The 23,758-nt window shown below is 58.9% G+C and carries 23 protein-coding genes; 16 read left to right on the forward strand and 7 right to left on the reverse strand.

Annotation, left to right across the window (positions count from 1 at the left end):
• Positions 1-2: 2 nt before the first annotated feature.
• From ACR0IM_RS09690 to nqrF, 5 genes are read left to right on the forward strand one after another with little or no spacing between them, the layout of a single operon-like run.
• Positions 3-1,211 carry an NADH:ubiquinone reductase (Na(+)-transporting) subunit B gene (locus ACR0IM_RS09690; protein WP_480641581.1) on the forward strand — a complete coding sequence of 403 codons (1,209 nt, stop codon included), beginning with the start codon at positions 3-5 and terminating at the stop codon, positions 1,209-1,211.
• Positions 1,204-2,019: a Na(+)-translocating NADH-quinone reductase subunit C gene (locus ACR0IM_RS09695; RefSeq protein ID WP_480641580.1), complete on the forward strand. Its 816-nt coding sequence runs from the start codon at positions 1,204-1,206 to the stop codon at positions 2,017-2,019. Before ACR0IM_RS09690 ends, ACR0IM_RS09695 begins: the two co-directional genes overlap by 8 nt.
• Complete coding sequence (locus ACR0IM_RS09700; protein WP_170401640.1) at positions 2,019-2,672, forward strand: NADH:ubiquinone reductase (Na(+)-transporting) subunit D; 654 nt, start codon at positions 2,019-2,021, stop codon at positions 2,670-2,672. Before ACR0IM_RS09695 ends, ACR0IM_RS09700 begins: the two co-directional genes overlap by 1 nt.
• A complete protein-coding gene (gene nqrE / locus ACR0IM_RS09705) occupies positions 2,672-3,280 on the forward strand; it encodes an NADH:ubiquinone reductase (Na(+)-transporting) subunit E (protein ID WP_039526851.1) in 609 nt (202 codons plus the stop codon). Before ACR0IM_RS09700 ends, nqrE begins: the two co-directional genes overlap by 1 nt.
• A 10-nt stretch (positions 3,281-3,290) precedes the next feature.
• The gene (nqrF, locus tag ACR0IM_RS09710; RefSeq protein WP_480681713.1) at positions 3,291-4,514 is read left to right on the forward strand and encodes an NADH:ubiquinone reductase (Na(+)-transporting) subunit F; all 1,224 of its coding nucleotides are present in this window, start codon (positions 3,291-3,293) and stop codon (positions 4,512-4,514) included.
• A 36-nt stretch (positions 4,515-4,550) separates the two neighbouring features.
• Here the strand turns inward: nqrF and ACR0IM_RS09715 are convergent, their stop codons facing one another.
• Together ACR0IM_RS09715 and ACR0IM_RS09720 are read right to left on the reverse strand one after the other, a co-directional pair.
• On the reverse strand, positions 4,551-5,570 hold the full coding sequence (locus ACR0IM_RS09715; RefSeq protein ID WP_480681714.1) for an NAD-dependent epimerase/dehydratase family protein: 1,020 nt from the start codon (positions 5,568-5,570) through the stop codon (positions 4,551-4,553).
• 84 nt (positions 5,571-5,654) lie between these two features.
• A complete protein-coding gene (locus ACR0IM_RS09720) occupies positions 5,655-6,179 on the reverse strand; it encodes a CBS domain-containing protein (protein WP_480591170.1) in 525 nt (174 codons plus the stop codon).
• Positions 6,180-6,303: 124 nt separating this feature from the next.
• Between ACR0IM_RS09720 and ACR0IM_RS09725 the strand changes: the two genes are divergently transcribed.
• The 7 genes from ACR0IM_RS09725 to ACR0IM_RS09755 all read left to right on the forward strand — a co-directional run bounded on the left by ACR0IM_RS09725 (position 6,304) and on the right by ACR0IM_RS09755 (position 13,673).
• Positions 6,304-6,489 carry a hypothetical protein gene (locus ACR0IM_RS09725; protein ID WP_170401628.1) on the forward strand — a complete coding sequence of 62 codons (186 nt, stop codon included), beginning with the start codon at positions 6,304-6,306 and terminating at the stop codon, positions 6,487-6,489.
• Between the two features lie 65 nt (positions 6,490-6,554).
• Positions 6,555-7,580, forward strand: a complete 1,026-nt coding sequence (locus tag ACR0IM_RS09730; protein ID WP_480681715.1) for an FAD:protein FMN transferase — start codon at positions 6,555-6,557, stop codon at positions 7,578-7,580.
• A gap of 15 nt (positions 7,581-7,595) precedes the next feature.
• Positions 7,596-7,838, forward strand: a complete 243-nt coding sequence (nqrM, locus tag ACR0IM_RS09735; RefSeq protein WP_480681716.1) for a (Na+)-NQR maturation NqrM — start codon at positions 7,596-7,598, stop codon at positions 7,836-7,838.
• A 96-nt stretch (positions 7,839-7,934) separates the two neighbouring features.
• Positions 7,935-9,593 carry a sulfatase-like hydrolase/transferase gene (locus ACR0IM_RS09740; protein WP_480681814.1) on the forward strand — a complete coding sequence of 553 codons (1,659 nt, stop codon included), beginning with the start codon at positions 7,935-7,937 and terminating at the stop codon, positions 9,591-9,593.
• Positions 9,594-9,681: 88 nt separating this feature from the next.
• Positions 9,682-11,199 carry a 2,3-bisphosphoglycerate-independent phosphoglycerate mutase gene (gene gpmI, locus ACR0IM_RS09745; RefSeq protein ID WP_480681717.1) on the forward strand — a complete coding sequence of 506 codons (1,518 nt, stop codon included), beginning with the start codon at positions 9,682-9,684 and terminating at the stop codon, positions 11,197-11,199.
• On the forward strand, positions 11,196-12,326 hold the full coding sequence (locus tag ACR0IM_RS09750) for a murein hydrolase activator EnvC family protein (protein ID WP_480641576.1): 1,131 nt from the start codon (positions 11,196-11,198) through the stop codon (positions 12,324-12,326). Before gpmI ends, ACR0IM_RS09750 begins: the two co-directional genes overlap by 4 nt.
• A 6-nt stretch (positions 12,327-12,332) precedes the next feature.
• A complete protein-coding gene (locus tag ACR0IM_RS09755) occupies positions 12,333-13,673 on the forward strand; it encodes a S41 family peptidase (RefSeq protein ID WP_480641575.1) in 1,341 nt (446 codons plus the stop codon).
• Positions 13,674-13,789: 116 nt separating this feature from the next.
• Here ACR0IM_RS09755 and ACR0IM_RS09760 read toward each other — a convergent pair whose 3' ends face one another.
• From ACR0IM_RS09760 to ACR0IM_RS09780, 5 genes are all read right to left on the reverse strand, one after another.
• Positions 13,790-14,176 (reverse strand): type II toxin-antitoxin system death-on-curing family toxin, encoded by a 387-nt coding sequence (locus tag ACR0IM_RS09760; protein ID WP_480641573.1) that lies wholly within the window; start codon positions 14,174-14,176, stop codon positions 13,790-13,792.
• Complete coding sequence (locus tag ACR0IM_RS09765) at positions 14,173-14,397, reverse strand: AbrB/MazE/SpoVT family DNA-binding domain-containing protein (RefSeq protein ID WP_480641572.1); 225 nt, start codon at positions 14,395-14,397, stop codon at positions 14,173-14,175. Before ACR0IM_RS09765 ends, ACR0IM_RS09760 begins: the two co-directional genes overlap by 4 nt.
• 95 nt (positions 14,398-14,492) lie before the next feature.
• Entirely contained in the window at positions 14,493-16,019 is a 1,527-nt protein-coding gene (locus tag ACR0IM_RS09770) for an MFS transporter (RefSeq protein WP_480591149.1), read from the reverse strand.
• A gap of 78 nt (positions 16,020-16,097) precedes the next feature.
• Complete coding sequence (locus ACR0IM_RS09775) at positions 16,098-16,457, reverse strand: hypothetical protein (RefSeq protein ID WP_480591147.1); 360 nt, start codon at positions 16,455-16,457, stop codon at positions 16,098-16,100.
• Positions 16,458-16,468: 11 nt separating this feature from the next.
• A complete protein-coding gene (locus ACR0IM_RS09780) occupies positions 16,469-17,230 on the reverse strand; it encodes a DUF6478 family protein (RefSeq protein WP_480591145.1) in 762 nt (253 codons plus the stop codon).
• Between the two features lie 242 nt (positions 17,231-17,472).
• Here ACR0IM_RS09780 and ACR0IM_RS09785 point away from each other — a divergent pair, with 242 nt between their 5' ends.
• The 4 genes from ACR0IM_RS09785 to ACR0IM_RS09800 are packed head-to-tail and all read left to right on the forward strand — an operon-like array spanning position 17,473 to position 23,726.
• Positions 17,473-20,580 (forward strand): ABC transporter transmembrane domain-containing protein, encoded by a 3,108-nt coding sequence (locus tag ACR0IM_RS09785; RefSeq protein WP_480681718.1) that lies wholly within the window; start codon positions 17,473-17,475, stop codon positions 20,578-20,580.
• Positions 20,573-21,463, forward strand: coding sequence for a CPBP family intramembrane glutamic endopeptidase (locus tag ACR0IM_RS09790; RefSeq protein ID WP_480641570.1), 891 nt, complete (start codon positions 20,573-20,575; stop codon positions 21,461-21,463). The genes ACR0IM_RS09785 and ACR0IM_RS09790 overlap by 8 nt, the downstream gene beginning before the upstream one ends.
• A 59-nt stretch (positions 21,464-21,522) precedes the next feature.
• On the forward strand, positions 21,523-22,455 hold the full coding sequence (gene accD / locus ACR0IM_RS09795) for an acetyl-CoA carboxylase, carboxyltransferase subunit beta (protein ID WP_480681719.1): 933 nt from the start codon (positions 21,523-21,525) through the stop codon (positions 22,453-22,455).
• A complete protein-coding gene (locus ACR0IM_RS09800) occupies positions 22,452-23,726 on the forward strand; it encodes a bifunctional folylpolyglutamate synthase/dihydrofolate synthase (protein ID WP_480681720.1) in 1,275 nt (424 codons plus the stop codon). The genes accD and ACR0IM_RS09800 overlap by 4 nt, the downstream gene beginning before the upstream one ends.
• Positions 23,727-23,758: the final 32 nt, after the last annotated feature.

Raw genomic sequence — 23,758 nt, forward strand, 5'->3', positions numbered from 1 at the left:
GAATGGGTTTGCGCAGCTTCTTTGACCGGATCGAGCCGAACTTTACCAAGGGCGGCAAGTACGAGAAGTTATTCCCCATCTACGAGATGGTCGAAAGCTTTATCTACACTCCGAAAACCGTAACCACCGTCGCCCCCCATGCACGGTCCTATGTGGATATGAAGCGTATCATGACCTATGTCGTGATCGCGACGATCCCCTGTATCCTGTGGGGGATGTGGAACACCGGCTATCAGGCAAACTCGGCCATTGCCACGCTGGGGCCGGAGTCGGCCACGGGTTGGCGGATCGCCCTGCTGCAGATGTTCGGCATTTCGCTGGACCCGTCCAGCATCTTCGCCAACGTCATGCACGGACTTTTGTACTTCCTGCCGATCTATATAGTGACACTGGTCGCAGGCGGTATTTTCGAGGTCATCTTCGCCACTGTACGCGGACACGAGGTAAACGAGGGTTTCCTTGTGACCTCGATGCTTTACACGCTGATCATGCCGGCCACCACGCCGCTGTGGCAGGTGGCATTGGGCATCATCTTCGGCGTCGTGATCGGCAAAGAGGTGTTTGGCGGCACCGGCAAGAACTTCCTCAACCCCGCGCTGGTGGGCCGGGCTTTCCTGTACTTCGCCTATCCAGCGCAGATGTCGGGTGACGCGGTCTGGACCCCGGTTGACGGGTTTTCGGGCGCCACGGCGCTGGCCGTTTCCGCAGCCGACGGGATGCAAGCGCTGGCCGCCGAGGGCATCACCTGGTGGAGCGCCTTCTACGGCACCATTCAGGGCAGCTTTGGAGAAACCTCGACGCTGGCTTGTATTATCGGTTTGGTCTTCCTGCTGGTGACCAAGATCGCCAATTACCGATTGATCGTGGGCTGTCTAGCCGGGACGATCGTGTTCACGTGGCTGCTGAACCTGATCGGGTCGAACACCAACCCGATGTTTGCGATGCCGTGGTATTGGCATGTCGTGCTAGGCGGGTATGCGTTCGGCCTGGCGTTCATGGTCACCGAACCGGTATCCGCAAGCCACACCAATCTGGGCCGCTACATCTATGGCGCGCTGATCGGTGTCATGGTTGTGCTGATCCGCGTCCTCAACCCGGCTTTCCCCGAAGGCATGATGCTGGCCATCCTGTTCGGCAACGTCTTTGCACCGCTGATCGACTATTTCGTCGTTCAGGCCAACATCAAACGGAGGGCGCGTCGCCATGTCTGATACGCAATCCCAAGAACCAAAAGGCGCGATTGCCAAGTTTCTGGCGGCCTCGCCGGATTCGGTTGGCAAAACGATCTTCATCGCCGTGGCTGTCTGCCTTGTGGCCTCGATGGTCGTGTCCGCCGCTGCGGTCAGCCTGCGCCCGGTGCAGGAAGCCAACGCCCTGAAAGACAAGCAGGTAAACGTTCTGCAGGTGGCGGGCGTTTATGAGCCCGGCATCGACGTTTCCGAAGCCTTCGCCGCGTTCGAGCCGCATGTGCTGGAGCTGTCCACCGGAGACTTCGTCGATGATCAGTTCGACCCGGCCACCTTCGACGATATCGCCGCAGCCAGCGACCCCGAGCTGAGCGTCGCGCTGGATGACGACCCGGCAGGGATCGGCCGCAAGGCAAACTACCGCGTGATCTATCTGCTGCGTGACGATGCGGGCGCGCTGGATAAGGTGATCCTGCCGCTGCACGGCTATGGCCTGTGGTCGACGCTCTATGGCTTTATCGCGCTGGAGAATAACGGCAACGATATCTACGGCCTGCAATTCTATCAGCATGGTGAGACCCCGGGCCTGGGAGCCGAGGTGGACAACCCGCGCTGGAAAGCGCTGTGGAGCGGCAAGAAACTGCGTGATGACGCGGGCGATCTGCAGATCACCGTCGCCAAATCGCAACCCGCAGCCGGGCCCGATTTCTATGTTGATGCGCTGGCTGGTGCCACGTTGACGTCCGTGGGTGTCGATAACCTGGTGAAATTCTGGATGGGTGACGCGGGCTACGCTCCGTTTCTGGCCAAACTGCAAGCAGGAGAACTCTGATGTCTCAGACCAAGAAAGAGATGCTGGTCGACCCGCTTGTCGACAACAACCCGATCACGCTGCAGGTTCTGGGTATCTGTTCCGCGCTGGCGGTGACCTCGTCGTTGCAGGTGGCCTTTGTGATGGCGCTGGCGGTGACCTTCGTGACCGCTTTCTCGTCGATGTTCATCTCGATCCTGCGCAACCAGATCCCGGGCTCGATCCGGATCATCGTGCAGATGGTGATCATCGCCTCGCTGGTGATCCTTGTGGATCAGGTTCTCAAGGCCTATGCCTTTGAGATTTCGAAAACCCTGTCGGTTTTCGTCGGTCTGATCATCACCAACTGTATCGTGATGGGCCGCGCCGAAGCGTTTGCGATGAAGAACCCGCCGGTGGCTTCTTTCATCGACGGTGTGGGCAACGGCATGGGCTATGGCCTCATCCTGATGCTGGTCGGCTTTATCCGTGAGCTGTTCGGTGCCGGATCTCTGTTTGGCGTCACCATTCTGGAGACCATCAACAACGGTGGCTGGTACGTGCCCAACGGCATGCTGCTGCTGCCACCGTCGGCGTTCTTCATCATCGGTCTGATCATCTGGGCCTTCCGCACATGGAAGCCGAACCAGGTGGAAGAGCGTGAATACAAAATTCAGCAGGTAGAGGCCCACTGATGGAAGGTCTGATCTCACTGGCCGTAAAGGCCATCTTTGTCGAAAACCTTGCGCTCAGCTTCTTCCTGGGGATGTGTACCTTCATCGCCGTGTCCAAGAAGATTTCGACCGCGCTGGGTCTGGGCATCTCGGTCATGGTCGTGCAGGCGATCACCGTGCCTGCCAACAACCTGCTGCTGAACTATCTGCTGAAGCCGGGTGCACTGGCCTGGGCCGGGTTCCCGGATGTGGACCTGACCTTCCTTGGCCTGATCTCGTATATCGGTGTGATCGCGGCGATGGTTCAGATCCTCGAGATGGTTTTGGATAAGTACTTCCCGCCGCTTTACAACGCGTTGGGAATTTTCCTGCCGCTGATCACGGTGAACTGTGCAATCCTGGGCGGCTCGCTGTTCATGGTGGAGCGCGACTACAACTTTGCCGAGGCCACCACCTATGGTCTGTCTTCCGGCTTTGGCTGGGCGCTGGCGATCACCGCGATGGCCGGTGTACGTGAAAAGCTGAAATACTCCGACATTCCCGACGGACTGCAAGGTCTGGGCATCACCTTCATCACCGCAGGTCTGATGGCGATGGCCTTCATGTCCTTCTCGGGCGTGAAACTGTAAGGAGGGCGCAATGGAAACTTTTAGCTTAGGCGTCATCCTTTTCACCCTGATCGTTCTGGCGCTGGTCGCCGTCATCATGGCTGCGCGCTCGCGTCTGGTTTCGACCGGCAACGTCAACATCACTATCAATGGTGAGAAAACCATCTCGGTACCCGCAGGCGGCAAGCTGCTGCAGACACTGGCAGCCGAGAAACTGTTCGTCCCCTCTGCCTGCGGTGGCGGCGGCACCTGCGCTCAGTGCCGGGTGAAGGTACATTCCGGTGGCGGCTCGATCCTGCCGACCGAGGAAAGCCACATCACCAAGCGCGAAGCCTCCTGCGGTGACCGTCTGTCCTGTCAGGTTGCAGTCAAGCAGGACATGGACATCGAGGTTCCCGAAGAAGTCTTTGGCGTCAAGAAATGGGAATGCACCGTTCGGTCAAACGAAAACGTTGCTACCTTCATCAAGGCACTGACGCTGGACCTGCCCGAAGGTGAGGATGTGAATTTCCGCGCCGGTGGTTACATTCAGATTGAGGCCCCTGCACACGCACTGAAATACACCGATTTCGACGTGCAGGAGGAGTACCGCGAGGATTGGGATCGCTTTAACCTGTGGCAGTACGAATCCGTCGTGAACGAACCGATCGAGCGCGCCTATTCGATGGCCAACTATCCGGACGAGAAGGGCATGATCATGCTGAACGTCCGCGTTGCGTCGCCGCCTCCGGGCTCCGAGGGCATCCCTCCGGGTCAGATGTCTTCGTACATCTTCAACCTGAAGCCGGGCGACAAGGTCACGATCTCGGGCCCGTTTGGTGAGTTCTTTGCGCGCGAGACCGGCAAGGAAATGGTCTTCATCGGCGGTGGTGCCGGAATGGCGCCGATGCGCAGCCACATCTTCGACCAGCTCAAACGTCTTGAGAACCGCAACCGCAAGATCAGCTTCTGGTACGGTGCCCGGTCAAAGAAAGAGATGTTCTTTGTTGAAGACTTCGATCAGTTGGCAAAGGAGTTCGATAATTTCGAATGGCACGTGGCCCTGTCGGACGCGCAGCCTGAGGACGATTGGAAAGGCTACACCGGCTTTATCCACAACGTACTGTTCGAAGAATATCTCAAGAACCACCCCGCGCCCGAAGATTGCGAGTTCTACATGTGTGGCCCGCCAATCATGAACCAGTCGGTTATCAATATGCTGCTGGATCTGGGTGTGGATCGAGAAGACATCATGCTCGACGATTTCGGCGGGTAAGAAGCGAAAAACCGGCGCACACAGCGCCGGTTTTTTTCATTCAGGCTTTTGGTAGAAGTCCCTATACCAGGCCACGAATTCCTTCATGCCCCTGCTGATGTCCGTTGTCGGCTTATAACCAGTGAGGCTCTGCAACAGGTTGGTATCTGCCCAGGTCGCGGGCACATCGCCTTTCTGCATCGGCATGTAGTTTCGCACCGCTTTCTTGCCGAGCGCATCTTCGATCGCCTCAATGAAGTCCATCAGGCGCACCTTATCTGAGTTCCCGATATTGACGATGCGGAACGGCGCGATCGGTGACAAGCTGTCGCCTTCAGCAATGTCATCCTTGCTCTGCGGTCGGACCGGAGCCGCGTCGATCAGCAGCCGTATCCCCCGCACCAGATCGTCGACATACGTAAAATCACGATACATGTCGCCGTTGTTGTAAATGTCGATGGGTCGGTCTTTCAGGATCGCTTCGGTGAACTTGAAATAGGCCAGGTCGGGCCGCCCCCAGGTGCCGTAGACAGTGAAGAACCGGAACATGGTGGTCGGCAGGTTCCACAGATGGGCGTAGGAATGGGCCATCGCCTCATTGGCTTTTTTGGTGGCCGCGTAAATCGTCAGTTGGTTGTCCGCCTTGTCCGTTTCGGCAAAAGGCATCTTCTCATTTGCGCCGTAAATCGAGGATGTCGAGGCCATCAGAAGGTGCTCAACATCGTGTTCACGCGCAACCTCCATCACGTTGAAAGTTCCGACCACGTTCGAGCTGACATAGCTGCGCGGGTCTTCAAGGCTGTAGCGCACCCCGGCCTGCGCGGCGAGGTGGACGATCACCTCGGGCTGAAAATCATCGGCGACCTGCATCAGGCGTTCGTGGTTTTCCAGCAAATCCTCGGTCGCCGAAAATCCCGGTGTTTGCAACAGCATCTGGTGGCGACGCTGTTTCAGGGTAACGTCGTAATAGTTCGTCATCCCGTCATAGCCATGCACGCGAAATCCTTCGGACAGCAGCAGCTTTGCCAGATGGAACCCGATAAATCCCGCCGTGCCCGTGACCAGAACCCGTTTCATGCAACCCTCGACCTCAACGCTATCTTTGACGCATCAGGGATACTGTCACCGGTGCAAGGTCAAGGGGTTTCTGGACAGAAACGCCTAGCCGACAATCATCTGCTTCATGCGAAGCGCTTCGTATTCCAGCTCTTTCAGGCGGAAATGCACCACGTCGCCGATGGTGATGACGCCGCACAGGTTGCCGTCACGCAGAACCGGCATGTGGCGGAACCGGCCTTCAGTCATAGTTTTCAGAACGTCGTTCAGATAGTCATCCGGCGCGCAGGTCTTTACCTCGCGCGTCATCAGGTCCTCGACCGCTTGCGGCAGGGTCTGGCCGGGCGTGTCCGCCATGCGCCGCACGATGTCGCGCTCGGACAGGATGCCCTGCAAGGTACCGTTCTGGTCGGTCACCAGCACCGCACCAATCCGCTTTTCCTTGAGTGTGTTGACCACGGAATGGATCGTTTCGTTCGGGCGCACCGAAAACACCGCATCCCCTTTACCTTCAAGCAACTTGGCCACGGTTGTCTGCGAGTGCGACAGGTTCGAGTCCGTCGATTGGCTGTACGTGGACTTGTCAGCCTTGTCGCCACGCGATGGCGATTGGTAAGAGGTTGGGGCCATGGGCAATCTCCTTCATGGTTATTGCAAAGTCTTTCCCTTTCACCTTAGCGCAGCTAAACGACCTGTATAGGGTGCATTTGCACTGATCGGCAGAATCTCTTGCCAGCAGAGGAACCTTAAGCCTTTGAACGAGCTGTACCTTACCCCGCCCGTGGCCGCGTTGATTTTCTTTGCGGTGGTCGTTTGCGGCCATAATTTCCGCATGGCGTGGAAACAGCAGGCGCCGGGATGGCAGAAACGGGCGTGGTTGTTCGGGGTGCCTGCGGGGATCGGCCTTTTGGTTCTGGGCTTTCTGCCGCTGAAGCTGTGACGCCGGTTTGACTTCGGCAAGGGTGGCTGGCATATGCCGGGCACTGAATTTTCGGAGACCACCCCATGCGTCTTGTGCCTGTTCTGGCCTTTGTCACACTATTGTCCGGTTGCCTGTTCGACAAGGAGCCCGAAGTGGTTCGCCTTTCGGGTGAGACAATGGGTACGACATTCAACATCACCGCCATTGGCGAGAATCTGGACGAGGACGCTTTGGCCGCAGCGGTCCAAGAAACCTTGGCCGAGGTCAACTCCAAGATGTCGAACTGGGACCCTAATTCCGAGGTCTCCACCTTTTCTGCCGCAACCGGCACCGATCCTATGCCGGTGTCCGAAGAATTTGTACTGGTGATGGCAGCTGCGAATGAGGTGCATGAGAAAACTGGTGGCATATTCGACGTTACCCTTGGCCCACTGATCGAGCTGTGGGGCTTTGGCCCGCGCACGCCGGAAGACCCGGTGCCCTCGGACGTCGAGATTGAGGTCGCGCTGAACAGCGTCGGCCAAAACCGGTTACTGACCCTGGATGCCGAGGCCGGCACGCTGGCGAAATCCGAACCCGGCGTCGGCATCAACCTGTCTGCTATCGCCAAGGGCTATGGTATCGACGCCGTGGCCGAGACCCTGCGCGAAGCGGGGATCGAGGATTATCTGGTAGAAATCGGCGGCGATCTGGTCACCAAGGGTCAGAACGACAAGGGCGAAACCTGGCGGATCGGCATCGAAAAACCGCAGGCCGGAGCCCAAACCCCGCAGCTGATCGTATCGGTGGGCGATCTGGGTATGGCCAGCTCGGGCGATTACAAGAATTTCTTCGAACAGGACGGTGTGCGCTATTCGCATATCATCGATCCGACGACAGGCCGTCCGATCACGCACCGGACGACCTCGGTCACCGTTCTGGCCGAAAACGCGATGATGGCGGATGCCTGGGCCACCGCGATGCTGGCTTTGGGACAGGAAAAGGGCCTCGAACTGGCCGAAAAGCATGAACTTGCCGTGTATTTCATCTCGCGGGATGTGACAGGCGGCGAAGAAGCCTATATCACCGTTCACAGCACTGCGTTCAAAGACGCGCTTGGCACCAACTAACCGGTAGGACCCACGATGAGCACCTTTATTCTGGCCTTCATTCTGCTGACCCTCGTCGTGGTAGGCATGTCGTTGGGCGTGATGCTGATGGGCAAGACCATCAAGGGCAGCTGTGGCGGCCTGAACGCGATCTCGGGCGCGGATAAATGCGTAGTTTGCCAGAAAGACGTCGATCCGAACTCACCGCTGCGGGATAAGCTTCAGTGCAAGCGCGCGAAGAAGAAGCAGGAGCAGATGGAACGTCAGGCAGAGGTGTAGTTTACGCTTCGCCCAGGGCCGGGAATTGGCTAACTAGGTCCCCATAGACACTTGGGGGGCAATGCCTTGGCCAAAGCCAAAAACATCCTGTTCATCATGTTCGACCAGCTCCGCTGGGATTATCTGAGCTGTTACGGCCACCCGCACCTCCATACTCCCAATATTGACCGTCTGGCCGCGCGGGGCGTTCGGTTCGACCGGGCCTATATTCAATCTCCCATTTGTGGCAGCTCGCGCATGTCCACCTATACCGGGCGCTACGTGCATTCGCATGGAGCCTCATGGAACGGTATCCCGCTAAAGGTGGGTGAGATCACCATGGGTGACCATCTGCGCAAGGCGGGGATGGACTGCTGGCTGGTTGGCAAAACCCATATGAAAGCGGATGCCGAGGGGATGGCGCGGCTGGGGCTAGAGCCCGACAGCCTGATCGGCGCCCGCGTAGCGGAGTGCGGGTTCGACGTCTATGAGCGCGACGATGGAATGCGCCCCGAAGGCCCGGATGGGTTCTATGACCCGGACGGGGCGAAGAAATACAACCAGTACCTCGCCGACAAAGGCTATGAGAGTGACAACCCCTGGCACGACTTTGCCAACTCCGGTCTGGATGCGGATGGCAACGTATTGTCGGGCTGGTTTCTGAAGAACTCGAGCGAGGCGGCAAATATCTCCGAAGAAGATAGTGAAACACCTTATCTGACCGGCCGCGGCATCGAATTCATGGAAAGCCACGATGCCCCGTGGTGCTGTCACCTGAGCTTTATCAAGCCCCACTGGCCCTATATCGTGCCGGAACCCTATGCCTCGATGTACGGGCCCGAGCACGTGCTGCCGGTGATCCGGTCCGAGACCGAGCATGAAGACGCCCACCCGGTGCTGCGCGCGTTCATGGACACGAAAATCGGCCGGACTTTCTCGCGTCAGGACGTGCGAGACGCAGTGATCCCCGCCTATATGGGCCTGATCAAACAGGCCGACGATCAGATGGGCCGTTTATTCGACTGGATGGAGAAAACCGGCCGGATGGACGACACGATGATCGTTCTAACCTCGGATCACGGCGATTTTCTAGGCGATCACTGGATGGGCGAGAAGACCTTCTTCCACGACGCCTCAACCAAAATACCGCTGATCATCTATGACCCATCGCCCGAGGCAGACCTGACGCGCGACACCGTTAGCGATACGCTGGTGGAATCCATCGACCTCGCCCCGACCTTTGTGAATGTGGCAGGCGGCGACGTCGCCTCACATATCCTCGAAGGGCATTCTCTGCTGCCGATCCTGCATGGGCAACAGGATGAAACGCCGCGCAATGTGGTGATCTGCGAATACGATTACTCCGCCTCACCCATCGCCGAAATGCTGAATGCGTCCGTCCGCGATGCGGTGATGTTCATGGTCGCCAACAAGAAATGGAAGCTGATCCATTGCGAAGGTGGCCACAGGCCAATCCTGTTCGATCTGGAGAATGATCCGGAAGAGCTGACAGACCTGGGCGGCAGTGCCAAACATGTCGAGGTCATCGCTGAGATGTACGACCACCTTTTTGCCTGGACCCGCCGCCCGTCGCAGCGCACCACCAGGTCGGAACAACAACTGATCGAGATGCGCACGAAAAGCCGGGGAAGGGGGGTTGTCTTGGGGATCTATGACGAAAACGAGGCTCCGCTGGATCTGACCGTCAAATACCGGGGGCGCAAAGCACGGCCTTTTGCTGAATATATCGGCAAGGACAAACCGCAACGTTATTAATTCTGACCGGCGCGGGTCAAAAGGCGGTTCACCCGCCGGTGGTCAGGCGATACAAGACGGATCAAGAGCAGAAATCCGGAGAGCCGAAATGACCGCCCCCAAACCCGTTGTCCTGTGCATTCTTGATGGTTGGGGCCTGTCCGAGGACACCAAAGCTAACGCGCCCTATCTGGCCAACACGCCGACCTTCGACGCGATCATGACCGCTGGTCCGCACGCGACTTTGACAACGCATGGGCCTGATGTAGGCCTGCCCAGCGGTCAGATGGGAAACTCCGAGGTCGGCCACACCAATATCGGAGCAGGCCGTGTTGTGGCGATGGACTTGGGGCAGATTGATCTGGCGATCGAGGATGGCTCATTCTTCAATAACGACGCCCTGCAGGATTTCATCGCCAAAGTGAAATCCTCGGGCGGCACCGCGCATCTGATGGGGCTGGTGTCTGATGGCGGTGTCCACGGCCACCTGAACCACATCGTTGCCGCGGCCAAAGCGATAACCGACGCTGGCGTTCCCGTCGCGCTGCACGCGATTACCGATGGGCGCGACGTAGCTCCGAAATCGGCATTTACCTGCATCTCCGAGCTGGAAGACCGCCTGCCCGAAGGCGCGCGTATAGTCACGGTCAGCGGGCGCTATTTCGCGATGGACCGCGACAATCGGTGGGAACGCGTCAGTGAGGCCTATGAGGCAATGATCAAGGGGCAGGGCCGTACAGCTGCCTCCGCGCATGGCGCGATTGACCATGCCTACAACCAGTCGGAAACCGATGAGTTCATCGTGCCCACGGTTCTGGATGGTTTCGACGGCGTGAAAGACGGCGACGGGTTCTTCTGTCTCAACTTCCGCGCAGACCGCGCACGAGAGATTCTGCGTGCGATTGGTGAGCCAGGTTTTGCCGATTTCGACACCGGCCCGCGCCCGCAACTGTCTGCCCTGCTGGGAATGGTCGAATACTCGGACGGGCACAACGCCTATATGACCACCGTGTTTCCCAAGCGCGATATTGTGAACACACTGGGCGAATGGGTCGCCAAACAAGGCCTGCGCCAGTTCCGCTTGGCCGAGACCGAGAAATACCCGCACGTCACCTTCTTCCTCAACGGCGGCAAAGAAACACCCGAAGTGGGCGAAGACCGTTTTATGCCGAAATCGCCCAAAGTGGCGACCTATGATCTGCAGCCCGAGATGTCCTCGGCCGAAGTAACCGCCAAGTTCGTAGAGGTGATTGAGGCGGGATACGACCTGATCGTCACCAACTATGCCAACCCGGACATGGTTGGTCACACTGGTGACCTGCAGGCGGCGATCAAGGCCTGTGAGGCCGTGGATCAGGGTTTGGCTCAAGTTGTTGCTGCGCTGAAAAAGGCAGGCGGCGCAATGATCGTGACCGCCGACCACGGCAACTGCGAGCAGATGGTCGATCCTGATACCGGCGGGCCGCATACTGCACATACACTGAACCCGGTCCCTGTGGCATTGGTTGGCGGCCCGGCGGACGCCACGCTGCGCAACGGACGACTGTCTGATCTGGCGCCAACCCTGCTGCAGCTGATGGGGTTGGAACAGCCACCGGAAATGACCGGGAAGAGCCTGCTGTCATGACCATTCGCGCGCTTTTTCTGGCGCTACTGTTTATGACACCAGTTCACGCGCAAACCGACCCGGCCACGGCCGCGCTGAAAGCGGCGCAGATGCTGGAGGGGGCTTCGGTCGCTCTGACCGAAGCGGACAGTGCCCGCGACCGCGTGCGCGCCTTGACCGAAACCATTCAGGCCTTTGAGGCCGGTCTGACTGCCATGCGCGAAGGCCTGCGCCGCGCCGCCACGCGCGAGGCGCAACTGACCGCCGAACTCCGCACCCGTGAAAAAGAAATCGCACAGTTGTTGGGCGTGTTGCAGACCATTGAGACGACTGCCCCGCCGGTACTGATGTTGCACCCCTCGGGGCCGCTCGGGTCGGCCCGGGCGGGGATGATGCTGTCCGAGGTCACGCCGGGCCTTAACGCCCGCGCGCAGACCCTCGCCCACAATCTGCAAGAGGTGCAGACCCTGCGCCAGTTGCAGCAAAGTGCGGCCGAAACCCTGACCGAAGGACTGGCCGGCGTCCAAACCGCTCGCACACAATTGAGTACCGCCATCGCCGACCGAACCGACTTGCCCAGCCGTTTTGTCGAAGATCCGGTGCGCACCGCGATCCTGATCTCGTCAACGGAGACGCTGGAAGGGTTTGCAAGCGGTCTGTCGGAAATCGCGGAAGGGGAAATCGCCGACACTAAGGCCGATATCTCCGACCGCAAGGGCGCGGTCGCATTACCTGCACAGGGTATCCTGCTGCACCGCGCGGGGGAAACGGATGCGGCTGGCGTCAAACGTCCTGGTGTGGTCTTGGGCACGCGTCCCCGTGCAATTGTGACCTCGCCGACAGCCGCCACAATACGCTATCGCGGACCGCTTCTGGACTTGGGGAACCTGGTGATACTTGAGCCTCAACCCGGACTTTTGTTCGTGTTTTCGGGCCTGCAAGAGGTTTATGGCGATACCGGGCAGGTGATCCCCGAGGGAACTCCGGTCGGGCTGATGCCCGGAGAAACGCCTGAAATCGGCGCTATTTTGTCAACAAGCGGTGATGGCACTGGAACTGACCGGTCAGAAACGCTCTATATAGAGGTAAGACAGGATAACAGCCCCGTGGACCCGGAATCATGGTTCCGGACCAGCAAGGATGGATGAACACGTATGAAGAAATTTATGATGGCCGGTCTGGCCGGAACCGTGGCAGGTATAATTGCGACCACTCAGATCGCCGGCCCTCTGCTGGCGCAGGAGGCCGAGAACAATGCCAGCGTCTATGAACAGCTGGACCTGTTCGGCGATATTTTCGAGCGCATTCGTGCGCAATATGTCGAAGAGGTCGAGCCCGAAGAACTGATCGAAGCCGCGATTGATGGCATGCTAACCTCATTGGACCCGCATTCCAGCTATCTGTCGCCCGACGACGCGGAACAGATGCGGGTACAGACCCGTGGTGAGTTCGGTGGGCTGGGTATCGAGGTCACCCAAGAAGAGGGCTTTGTGAAAGTCGTCTCGCCCATCGACGATACGCCTGCGGATGCGGCGGGTATCGAGGCAGGGGATTTCATCACCCACGTCGACGGCGAGAGCATTCTGGGCCTGACGCTGGACAAGGCGGTCGATCTGATGCGCGGCCCGGTCGGCTCGGAAATCGTCATCACCGTTGTGCGCGAAGGTGAGCAGGAACCGTTTGACGTCACCATCATCCGTGACACCATAAAGCTGACGGCTGTGCGCGCCCGCACCGAAGGCACCAGCGTCGTGCTGCGTGTGACAACCTTCAACGACCAGACTTTCCCCAACCTCGAGGAAGGCCTGAACGAACAGATCGAAGAGGCTGGCGGCATCGACAAGGTCAACGGCTTTGTTCTGGATTTGCGCAACAACCCCGGTGGTTTGTTAACGCAGGCGATCAAGGTTTCGGATGCCTTCCTGAATGAAGGCGAGATTGTTTCGACCCGTGGCCGTGATCCAGGCGAGGGCGAGCGATTCAACGCCACCCCCGGCGATCTGACCGAAGGCAAACCGATCGTGGTTCTGATCAATGGCGGCTCGGCTTCGGCGTCCGAGATCGTCGCCGGCGCGCTGCAGGATCACCGCCGTGCCATCGTTGTCGGCACCAAGAGCTTTGGCAAAGGTTCGGTGCAAACGGTCATGCCGCTGCGCGGTGACGGTGCGATGCGCCTGACCACATCGCGTTACTACACACCGTCGGGTCGCTCGATCCAGGCGCTTGGTGTCAGCCCTGACATCATCGTCGAGCAGCCGCGCCCGGCGCCTGTGACGGACGAGGAAGACTCGAACCGTCCCTCCCGGTCCGAGGCCGACCTGCGCGGCAGCCTGAACAATGACAGCCTCAGCGAGGATGAAATCCGTCAGATCGAAGAAGATCGCGCCCGCGCCGAAGCCACCGCCGAGCTGCGCGAGCAGGATTATCAGCTGGCCTATGCCATCGATATCCTCAAAGGTCTGTCGGCTTTCAACCCGAACGGGCCGTCGCAGTAATAGGCCCAGACCGCCCGATGAGCGGTCACTGAAAGCAAATGTTGAAAGCCCCGCTCGTTTTTCGGCGGGGCTTTCTGTTTAGGCTGCGTTTGTCCGGGAAAAATTCTTTGAAGGGCTCAGATCGGCTTCCAGCCAGCATTCACCCAGTTCGCAAACTCCACTTCATCTATCTGACCAGCAGCCAAGCCTTCCATCATCAGCACACCCTTGGCCGGGTCGGGAAGAAAGGCGTACCCATTGAGCCGCAGGAAGGTCAGAGCAGTCACAAATGCCGTTCTCTTGTTGCCGTCGATGAAAGCATGCGCCTTGGCGATGCCAAATGCGTATGCTGATGCAATTTCGGCAAGATCGGCATCAGCGTAGGCCGCAAGGTTCATGGCTCTTGCGCAACCCATCTCCAAAAGGGCGCGATCTCGCGTTCCGGGGGCGCCGCCATGTCGTGAGATCTGTCGGTCGTGAATAGCCACAACCGCCGCCAGCGGTACCCAGATCGGGGTTTTCACGCCAGCGCCTGAAGCAGATCGCGGTTCTCGTCCATGATGATTTCAGCCGCCTCAAGCGCTTCGGCGACCGACGGGTCGTGGGCCATGACTTTTAACGTGCCATCGTCACCGCGCAGGACAAAAAGGGTGTCACCCTCTTTGGCATCGAGGATGGTCAACATCTCGGTGGACAGTGTCATGACGGCCGAGTTTCCGACCTTGCGGATTTTGGTTTCGATCATTGCACCCTCCGGTATATATTAATGTATATACTCATTCGGAGTAAAACTGACAAGTTTCAACTGATTCATGCGGAGTTGGACTTTGTTGGGGTGTGTCAGCTCTCCACCTTATGCAGCTTTTCTTCATCCAGCATCATTGCCAGAAAGACGCCTACCGAAACGGAAACGGTCGCGAAGATGAAGGCCATGTTCATTCCGGTGTCAAAGGCGGCGGCAATGGCGGATTTGACCTTTTCCGCCTCGGCGGTGCTCAGTTTCTCCATGACGGCCTTGGCAGAGGGTGTGGTCAACGTCCCCCCGTTTATAGCTCTTTGATTGGCATCCGACATATCAACTCCGGCGGACTGCAGGCGTTCCCCCAAGCTGCGCAAGCTGACAAGGTACATGATTGCTGTGGCGCAGGCGACGGAAATGGCGCCGTAAACCAGATGAGTCATGAAACTCAGCCCGCCGACAAGCCCTGCCCGTTCCGGTTTCACGGCACAGACGGCGGCGGTGCCGGATGGCCCAACCGTCAGTGTGGCCCCCAGCCCGATCATGGCCATGCCGGGCAGGATCTGGAAGTACCCGAACCCGGCGGGCATCACCACAACGCTGGCTGCCCCGACCGTGGCGCAAAGATACCCCCAGAGCAAAAGCCGCTTGGGACCGAAATCGTTATATAATCGGCCCGACAGGATGGACCCAACCGCCAGAAGAACCGTCAGAGGCGCCAACCCAAAGGCCGATTGCAGAGTCGACCATCCCAGAACCTTCTGCATGTATTGCGGAAAATACATCAGCCCGACGAATGCTGCCGAAACGTTGAACATGTTCAGCCCCAAGGTGATGCGGAACTCGCGGTTCGCCATCATCTGCGGCAGCAGCAGCGGCTCTTTCACCCGATTTTCCACCTGCGGGAACAAGACAAACAACACTGCGCTGACAAGAAACAGCATCAGCAAGGGGGCCGAGGTCCAGCCCCAATCCGCCCCCACATCCAATCCATAGAGCAACAGCAAGACGGCAAAGGACAGCACGGCCATACCGGCAAAGTCGATATGCTCCCCCTGTTTATGCTGGGTTTCACGCTGCATCAACAGCAGGGCGGTCACCATCGAGATGGTTGAAAAGACAACGTTTGCGAGGAAAAACAGCCGCCAATCCCCCAAATTCACCACTGTTCCGCTGATCAGGGGCCCAAACACATTGCCGCAGGTGACACCAGCCAGGATCAACCCCATGATCATTGCCCGATGCTCGGGCCGCGAAACCTTTGTTGCACCAAAAGCCAGCGTGCAGGGCCAGACGCATCCTGCGCCGATACCTTGCAGGGCGCGGGCAACAATCAGGAAGTCCAGGCTGGGCGAAACAAAGCACATAATGGACGAAAACAGAAAGATCGACAGCCCGATCAGCATCATCTTGCGGTGCCCGAACATGTCTCCCATACGCCCCCCGGCAACCATGGTCATGGCAAAGAACAGAGCGTAGATGTTTAGAACCCACTGAGTGCTGGTGATGTCCGCATCGAAGCTGTTCTCAATGGCCGGAACCAGGATCAGCGCGCCGGTAAAGTCGATGCCAATCCCGAACCCCGTCACCATCAATGCAATGACTTTGACGATGCTGCTGCGATCCATAAGCTTGCCCAGACTGCTGCGGGTTTCCCTAGGATGCACGGAATTCCGATGAAAAGATAGGGACTTGCCCCGGGCGGATCACTCAGTAGTGCTTTGCGTCCGTCGAAACGCCCGTTTCAGCATGTCCAGTTCAGCGCGCAAAAGCTCGACCTCGGCCCGCAGGTCATCCGCCGCTGGGATGCCTGCAATGATGGTGAAATCGCCAAGCTTTTCCGAGGTCGCTGCATCAACAATCACAAAGCAATGCACTCCGTCAGACAGCGCGGCCACGGGCACCGGAACCGTCAGGCCCCACCCGTCCTCAGACGCCGAAACGCGCACATCATCGAGATTTTCGCCAAGGTAGCGCACTTCGACCCTTGGCTCGCTATTGGCCTTCAAGTGCCCCTGCCAGAGGCCATTCTCGAACCGTATAGGCGTCAAAGTCGGAAGCGTCATGGTCGGAACTCTCACAAATCGGCGCGGTGGTGGCGACAGAAGGTCAGATCGCGCAACGTGGCCCGGTTCATATCGGGATTCTCGAAGATCAGGTCCAGCCAAATCTTCTCGATCCGCGACTCGTTCAGGGGCAGGTGAGCCAGATCGAAGTCCACCGAATTGGACGGGCTGGACAGGTCCAGTTTACGCAGCACCTGTTCGGTGTTGGGGCCGTGCTGGATGTTGAGGCGGGAAAACATTTCAAGTGGTTGTTCCAGTTCGACCTGCACATCGGCGCGCATCAAATGCTGTTTGGTCAACCCTTGCGCGGCTTCGGCTGGCAGTTCCACGGACAGCGAAAGGAACGAGCCGGAAAATCCGAACACATCGACCGTCAGCCCAAATGCGGCCAGATCCTTGTCGCGGGCATTCCGGGTCTGTCGCATCCCGATCTCGGCCAAGGGGCAGTCGTGAAACAACGTTACCTGTTGATCCATGTGCGCTCTGCGCGGGGCCGAGGCCACCCCGGGGCGTGGCAGTGGCCCACGCCACAGGTCCGGCCGCCAGCACCAGTCCGTCCCCAAAGGTTTGGGAAACTGGGACGACCCGATTCTGGGTCGGGCCAACCGGCCATCAGCCTCGTGGATCAGCATATCCAGCTGCGTGCGCAACTTCCGGGCTTCGTCTCGCTGTTGGCGCAGTTGCGGTTCGGGCGCTTCAGCCGCACCGCGCAACGCCTCGCGCCAACGCGCGACAACTCGGCGGTGAATGTAACGATCCAGAAGTCTGCCCATGGCCTCATCATTCAGAGTGTGGCCCTGTTTAGTCAAAGACGGCGCAGGGAAAAAGGTGAATAAACGATTATGAAGACCAATACTCGCAAATTCGTGAACAAGTCGACGGATGGTCAACCCGGCGGCAATCTGTTAGCCCGCCGCATTCTTGCAATCACCGGGGCCAGTGCGTACCGTCTGACACCTGATTGCATTGGATAATCCTAACAAAGCATCCAATAGATTTGAGGCACGACCGGGGCATGGAATCCACTCTGTTCGCATTCATCTGGAAACATTCCAGAAAACAACAGCTTGTCCTGCTGTTTCTGACAGTCCTGTCGTTTCCCTTCCTCTATGCCTCGCTGGAGCTGCCCAAGCAGATCATCAACGGTGCCATCGGCGCCCCCAGTGACTCGGTCGCGGTGCTGGGGTTCACGGTGACGCAGGTGCAGTACCTGATGATCCTGTGTTTCGCCTTTCTGGCCACGGTTATCGCCAGTGGCCTGATGAAGATGCGCATCAATACGATGAAGGGCATTCTGGCCGAGCGTATGCTGCGCCGCCTACGGTTCACCCTGATCCACCGCACCATGCGCTTCCCGAAATCCTACTTTGCCACCACCAGTCAGGGCGAGCTGGTGTCGATGATCACGTCCGAGGCAGAACCGATGGGCGGGCTGATGGGCGATGCGATCGCCCAGCCGGTTTTCCAGTTCGGCCAGATGATGACCATCGTCACTTTCCTGTTCATGCAGAGCATTTGGTTCGGGCTGGCCAGCATCGCTTTGATCCCGCTGCAGGCGTGGCTGATCCCGAAATTGCAACGCCAGATCAACCTGTTGAACAAGGAACGTATTCAGGAGGTTCGGAACCTCAGCTCTGAGATCGGAGAAAGTGCGGCGGGCATCAGCGATCTGCGCACCAATGGTGGTTGGCGCTATCGGCTGGCGCAGTTCAGCCGCCGGTTGGGGCTCTTGTTCGAGATCCGTTTCAAGATCTACAACAAGAAATTCTTCATGAAGTTCCTGAACAACCTGATCACACAGATGACGCCGTTCCTGTTCTACTCGGTCGGTGGTTATCTGGCGATCAAGGGAGAGGTCACAGTGGGCGCGCTGGTCGCGGCGCTTGGGGCCTACAAGGACCTCAGCGGCCCATGGAGGGACCTGCTGACCTACTACAATCAGGTACAGGACATGTCCCTGCGATGGGAGGTGGTGACCGAACGCTTTGCCCCCTCGAACATGATCCCGGAAGAGCTCTTCGTGGGTGAGCCCGAGGTGATCCCGCACCTGACCGGCGATATCGAGCTGCGCAACGTGACCGTGCGCGACGACGACGGCAAAACCATTCTGGAAGATATCGACCTGATCATTCCGAAAGGCGCACGAGTGGCGATCCAGTCGGGCCATGCGTCCGAGCGCAATGCGCTTGCTAAGGTGCTGACCCGCGAGGTTCTACCGGTGCAGGGTGAGGTCATCATGGCCGGTCATAACCTGAAAGACCTGCATCAGACCGTGATCGCGGCCCGCATCGGTTATGCCTATTCGCGCCCCTACCTGTTTAACGGCACGCTGGGCGACAACCTGTTGATGCCGCTGCGCCCGCATCCCCAACACGAAGCTGACGCGGCACAATCGCCGAACCGCTGGCAGATCGAGGCCGCCCGCGCGGGCAACCCGACGGATTCACTGACCGACGAATGGATCGATCCCGGTCTGGCCGGGCTGGACGATATCGACGACATCCGGGACTGGTGGTTCAAACTTGTCGAGGCGATGGGGATTGACGAGTTCATGTTGCGGCGTACCTTACGCACTCGGTTCGACCCGCAATTGCACCCGGTTCTGGCGCAAGGGGTCGTCAACCTGCGCGACACGGTTGCGGATCGGCTTAGGGAAAAGGGACTGGACCGCCATGTCTACCGCTTCGACCCCGACCGCTTTAACCCGGCTGTTCCGCTTGGCGGCAACTTGCTGTTCGCCACCCCGTCGCGGGATATTACACCGGATTCTCTGGCTAGTGACAGGCGGTTCAGGAACATGTTCGGAATGCATGATCTGGCCAACGATGCCATGACCATGGCCAGTGCCGTGCTTGAGACGCTGGATCAGGCCTTTGGGCGCGACGGCGCGGATCACCCCCTGTTCCTGCGTCTGGGGATGTCGAAGGACATGTACCACCGTCTGCTCGACATCAAGGACCGGCGCAAGGCCAAAGGGGAAGGCGGGATCAGTGATTCTGAACGTTCGTTGTTGCTGACCATCCCGTTCTTGTTGACGGCTGAGCAGATCGGCCCGGATTTCCCCGAAGAATACAAGGACAAGATCCTCTCGATCCGAAGAGACCATGCCGAACGGTTGCGCGGGGCGCTGGACGGCATGTTCGTGCCGCTGTCGCCGGACAATTACCTGCCGCGGCTGACGGTAATGGAAAACGCTCTGTATGGCCGGGTTTCGCTGATGGCGGGTGCCCATGCCGAAGAGATTGAGGACGTAGTGGCACAGGCCATTAACGAGGCCGGCCTGCGGCGCCGAGCGGCATCCACCATGTTCGACTTGCCCACCGGGTTGGGCGGGAACAACTTGCCGACCGTGTTTCAGGAGCGCGCGGCTTTTTCTCGCGCTGGCATCAAACGTCCCGATATTCTGATCCTCGACAAGGCGCTGGCCAGCCATGACTCGCAAAGCCGTCTGCGCACGCGCCTGCGGCTACGCGAACTGCTACCCGACTCGATCATGATTTTCATGGAAGATCACTTTGCCCACCCCGAGGCCTATGATCTGTTCATCGAAATCAAGGATGGGCGCATCGACGGCGTCGCGCGAACCCAGGAAGACCACAAAGAAGGGACCTCGGCTGATCTGAGCCGGAAACTGCAGATTATCGCCTCGACCGAGCTGTTTTCGGGCATAGACGCGCGTAACCAGCGCCTGTTGGCATTCTCGGCACAATGGTATGAAGTGGCCAAGGGTCAGATGATCTTTACCCGCGGACAGTCACCCGATGCGGCCTATCTGTGCATCAAGGGTCAGGCCAAACTGATCTGGACCGAAGAAGGCGGCGGCAAGCGACCCATCTCGATCATCGAACCCGGTCGCCTGATTGGCGATCTGTCGATCATCACCGGCGATCTTCGCCAATTGGATCTGGAAGCCATCACGGATTGCACTTTCCTGCGCATCGGCGCTGAAGAGTTGAGGGCCGTAATCGAAAGCGACGCCTCAGTCGCAGTTCAACTTTTGCAGACCGTTGCAGGATATCTCACCACATTGTCGAACAGGCTCAACACGGTTGAGAACACCGCAGATGTCTTCCCGGACATACCGCATTCTATCGAAGGCGAAAGCACCGGCAACAATGCATGAACCCGCCGCCTACTCCGCCCACGAACGGCTTGTGGCTGATGCCCGCTCCCGGCCCGAGCTTTGGCGCCTGCTGGTCGGACTGGTTATTGTCGGCGTGCTGTATGTGACGTTGAATTCAGTTCTGTTCGCCCTTATCGGAGGTCTGATTCCCCCGGATCAGGCGCAGGGGTTTCTGCGCGGCACCTCAGTTTTGGCCACTCTGCTTCTGCTGATGAGTTTCGGATTTCTGACGCTGGGCGTCGCTGTTGCGGCCCGGCAAATGCAACACCGGTCGTTGAGGGCGATTCTGGGGCAACGCAATCTGTTCCGGCAGCAGTTCATTCTCGTGGCGTTGGCACTGGTGGTTTTGGGCGTGGTGATGGCCCTTTTGCCACCTTATGGAATGGGTGAGCCGCTGACCCAGAATCTTGCCCTGTCCTCATGGCTGCTTTTACTACCTGTATCAGCCCTTGCGGTACTGATTCAGACCAGCGCCGAGGAAGTGCTGTTTCGCGGCTATATCCAGCAGTCCCTGGCGGCCAGGTTCCGGTCTCCGGTGATCTGGATGGGCCTGCCCTCGGCTCTGTTCGCCGCCGGGCATTACGCGCCGGGTGTGACCGGCGACAATGCGCTTCTCGTGACGGTCTGGGCCTTTGCTTTCGGTCTGCTGGCGGCGGATCTGACCGCAAGATCCGGAACACTGGGACCCGCTATCGCATTGCATTTCCTCAACAATACCGTCGCGCTGTTATTCATCTCACTGCCTGACACCCTTAGCGGTCTTGCACTCTACCTGCTGCCGTATGAGATGACAGAGACCGGGCTGTTGCGACAATGGCTGTTCGTGGATTTCGCCGTGATGATTGTCTGTTGGCTGACAGCGCGTCTTGCACTCAGGCGTTGATTGCATTTCCTGCCGTTGCGTCTTATTTGACGTCAAAGCCGCTCAAGCAAGGTTCCGACATGAACTGGATCACAAACTACGTCCGCCCCCGGATCAACTCGATCTTCTCGCGCCGGGAAGTGCCCGAAAACCTTTGGCACAAGTGCGACGAATGCGGCACGATGCTGTTCCACCGCGAGTTGGCGGAAAATCAGAACGTCTGCACCCAGTGCGGTCACCACATGGCGATCACCCCGCGCGACCGGTTCAAGCACCTGTTCGACGGTGGAATTTTCACCGAAGTCGATGTTCCTGCCCCCAAAGACGACCCGCTGCATTTCCGCGATCAGAAGAAATACCCTGACCGCATGAAAGCCGCGCAGAAAAAGACCGGCGAGAAAGAGGCGATGCTGGTCGCCAGCGGAGAGATCGGCCGCACGCCCATCGTCGCGGCCGCGCAGGATTTCTCCTTCATGGGCGGCTCGATGGGCATGTATGTCGGCAACGCCATCATCGCCGCCGCGCAAGAGGCGGTGAAGCTCAAGCGCCCGCTGATCCTGTTCTCGGCCGCGGGCGGCGCACGGATGCAGGAGGGCATCCTCAGCCTGATGCAGATGCCGCGCACCACCGTAGCCGTCGAGATGCTGAAAGAGGCGAACCTGCCCTATATCGTCGTGCTGACCCACCCGACCACGGGCGGCGTGACGGCGTCCTACGCAATGCTGGGCGATGTGCATATCTCGGAACCAAATGCGCTGATCTGTTTTGCCGGTCCGCGTGTGATCGAACAGACCATCCGTGAAAAACTGCCCGAAGGGTTCCAGCGCGCCGAATATCTGCTGGATCACGGGATGCTGGACCGTGTCACCAAACGCACCGAGATGCGCGAAGAACTGATCACCATCACACGAATGTTGATGAACCAGCCTCCGGCGGTGAAAGGCGACCTGCCTGCGCCTGAACCCGAAGAAACCCCTGCCGAAGCACCGGCTGAGGACGCGGACGGGAAATGACCAGCCAGACATCTGACGTCATTCTCGACAGGATGATGGCCTTGCACCCCAAGATCATCGACCTGACCTTGGATCGCGTCTGGCGCTTGCTCACCGCACTGGACAACCCGCAGACCAAACTGCCGCCGGTGATCCATATCGCCGGAACCAATGGCAAAGGCTCGACTCAGGCCATGATCCGCGCGGGGCTGGAAGGGGCAGGGCTGTCGGCCCATGCCTATACCTCACCGCATCTGGCACGGTTCCACGAACGCATCCGACTGGCCGGAGAGCTGATCTCGGAACCCGATCTGACGAAGGTTCTGGATGAATGCTACGCCGCCAACAATGGTGAAAACATCACCTATTTCGAGATCACGACCTGCGCCGCCCTGCTAGCCTTTGCTCGGGAGCAGGCAGATTACACTCTTCTTGAAGTCGGACTTGGCGGCCGTCTGGACGCCACCAATGTCATTCATGAGCCGGCCGTCACGGTGATCACGCCGGTGTCGATCGACCATGAGCAATTTCTGGGCGACACGCTGGGCAAAATTGCCGCCGAAAAGGCAGGCATTATCAAACCCGGCATACCCTGCATCGTTGGGCCACAACAAGACGAAGCGTTGGAGGTCATCGAATACACCGCTGCACGCCTTGGGGCCCCATTGCTGATCCACGGTCAGCACTGGCATGTGCATGAGGAAAACGGCCGTCTGGTCTATCAGGACGAAACCGGCCTGCGCGACCTGCCACTGCCGAACCTGCTAGGAACACACCAGATCCAGAACGCCGGCGCCGCGCTGGCTGTTCTGCGCCACCTGAATTTGGGCGATGAGGCCTATGAGGCCGCCGTGACCAAAGCCGAATGGCCCGCTCGGATGCAACGCCTTAAAACCGGCCCGCTGGTCGCAGCCGCGCCGCAGGCCGAGCTTTGGCTGGATGGTGGCCACAACGCCGCCGCCGGGGTTGCACTGGCCGATGTTCTGGCCAAGCTGCCCGACCGCCCGACGCATATGATCTGCGGTATGCTCAACACCAAGGACGTCTCCGGCTATCTGGCCCCGCTGGCGAAACAGGCGCAAAGCCTGACCGCCGTTTCCATTCCCGGAGAGGCCGCCACGCTCAGCGCCGAAGACACCGCCGCTGCTGCGGCTAAGGTCAACCTGGCTGCGACAACCGCCGACAGCGTTACCGATGCGCTGAGCACAATCGTGGCCGCAGACCCGCAAGCCCGCGTGCTGATTTGCGGCTCGCTTTATCTGGCCGGTAACATCCTGCGCGAAAACGGCTGAAGAAAGCCCGCAAAAGCTTCATCTAGCCGACA

The organism is Ruegeria sp. BF6 (genome assembly GCF_056538665.1).

Bases quoted from the DNA above. Each gene is read 5' to 3' on its own strand.
- ACR0IM_RS09695 (WP_480641580.1), top strand. From the start codon at position 1,204: ATGTCTGATACGCAATCCCAAGAACCAAAAGGCGCGATTGCCAAGTTT.
- ACR0IM_RS09690 (WP_480641581.1), top strand. From the start codon at position 3: ATGGGTTTGCGCAGCTTCTTTGACCGGATCGAGCCGAACTTTACCAAG.
- ACR0IM_RS09780 (WP_480591145.1), bottom strand. From the start codon at position 17,230: ATGGGCAGACTTCTGGATCGTTACATTCACCGCCGAGTTGTCGCGCGT.
- ACR0IM_RS09755 (WP_480641575.1), top strand. From the start codon at position 12,333: ATGAAGAAATTTATGATGGCCGGTCTGGCCGGAACCGTGGCAGGTATA.
- ACR0IM_RS09770 (WP_480591149.1), bottom strand. From the start codon at position 16,019: ATGGATCGCAGCAGCATCGTCAAAGTCATTGCATTGATGGTGACGGGG.
- ACR0IM_RS09800 (WP_480681720.1), top strand. From the start codon at position 22,452: ATGACCAGCCAGACATCTGACGTCATTCTCGACAGGATGATGGCCTTG.
- ACR0IM_RS09720 (WP_480591170.1), bottom strand. From the start codon at position 6,179: ATGGCCCCAACCTCTTACCAATCGCCATCGCGTGGCGACAAGGCTGAC.
- nqrF (WP_480681713.1), top strand. From the start codon at position 3,291: ATGGAAACTTTTAGCTTAGGCGTCATCCTTTTCACCCTGATCGTTCTG.
- accD (WP_480681719.1), top strand. From the start codon at position 21,523: ATGAACTGGATCACAAACTACGTCCGCCCCCGGATCAACTCGATCTTC.
- ACR0IM_RS09775 (WP_480591147.1), bottom strand. From the start codon at position 16,457: ATGACGCTTCCGACTTTGACGCCTATACGGTTCGAGAATGGCCTCTGG.
- gpmI (WP_480681717.1), top strand. From the start codon at position 9,682: ATGACCGCCCCCAAACCCGTTGTCCTGTGCATTCTTGATGGTTGGGGC.
- ACR0IM_RS09730 (WP_480681715.1), top strand. From the start codon at position 6,555: ATGCGTCTTGTGCCTGTTCTGGCCTTTGTCACACTATTGTCCGGTTGC.
- ACR0IM_RS09765 (WP_480641572.1), bottom strand. From the start codon at position 14,397: ATGATCGAAACCAAAATCCGCAAGGTCGGAAACTCGGCCGTCATGACA.
- ACR0IM_RS09785 (WP_480681718.1), top strand. From the start codon at position 17,473: ATGGAATCCACTCTGTTCGCATTCATCTGGAAACATTCCAGAAAACAA.
- ACR0IM_RS09750 (WP_480641576.1), top strand. From the start codon at position 11,196: ATGACCATTCGCGCGCTTTTTCTGGCGCTACTGTTTATGACACCAGTT.
- nqrE (WP_039526851.1), top strand. From the start codon at position 2,672: ATGGAAGGTCTGATCTCACTGGCCGTAAAGGCCATCTTTGTCGAAAAC.
- nqrM (WP_480681716.1), top strand. From the start codon at position 7,596: ATGAGCACCTTTATTCTGGCCTTCATTCTGCTGACCCTCGTCGTGGTA.
- ACR0IM_RS09700 (WP_170401640.1), top strand. From the start codon at position 2,019: ATGTCTCAGACCAAGAAAGAGATGCTGGTCGACCCGCTTGTCGACAAC.
- ACR0IM_RS09715 (WP_480681714.1), bottom strand. From the start codon at position 5,570: ATGAAACGGGTTCTGGTCACGGGCACGGCGGGATTTATCGGGTTCCAT.
- ACR0IM_RS09790 (WP_480641570.1), top strand. From the start codon at position 20,573: ATGCATGAACCCGCCGCCTACTCCGCCCACGAACGGCTTGTGGCTGAT.
- ACR0IM_RS09740 (WP_480681814.1), top strand. From the start codon at position 7,935: ATGTTCGACCAGCTCCGCTGGGATTATCTGAGCTGTTACGGCCACCCG.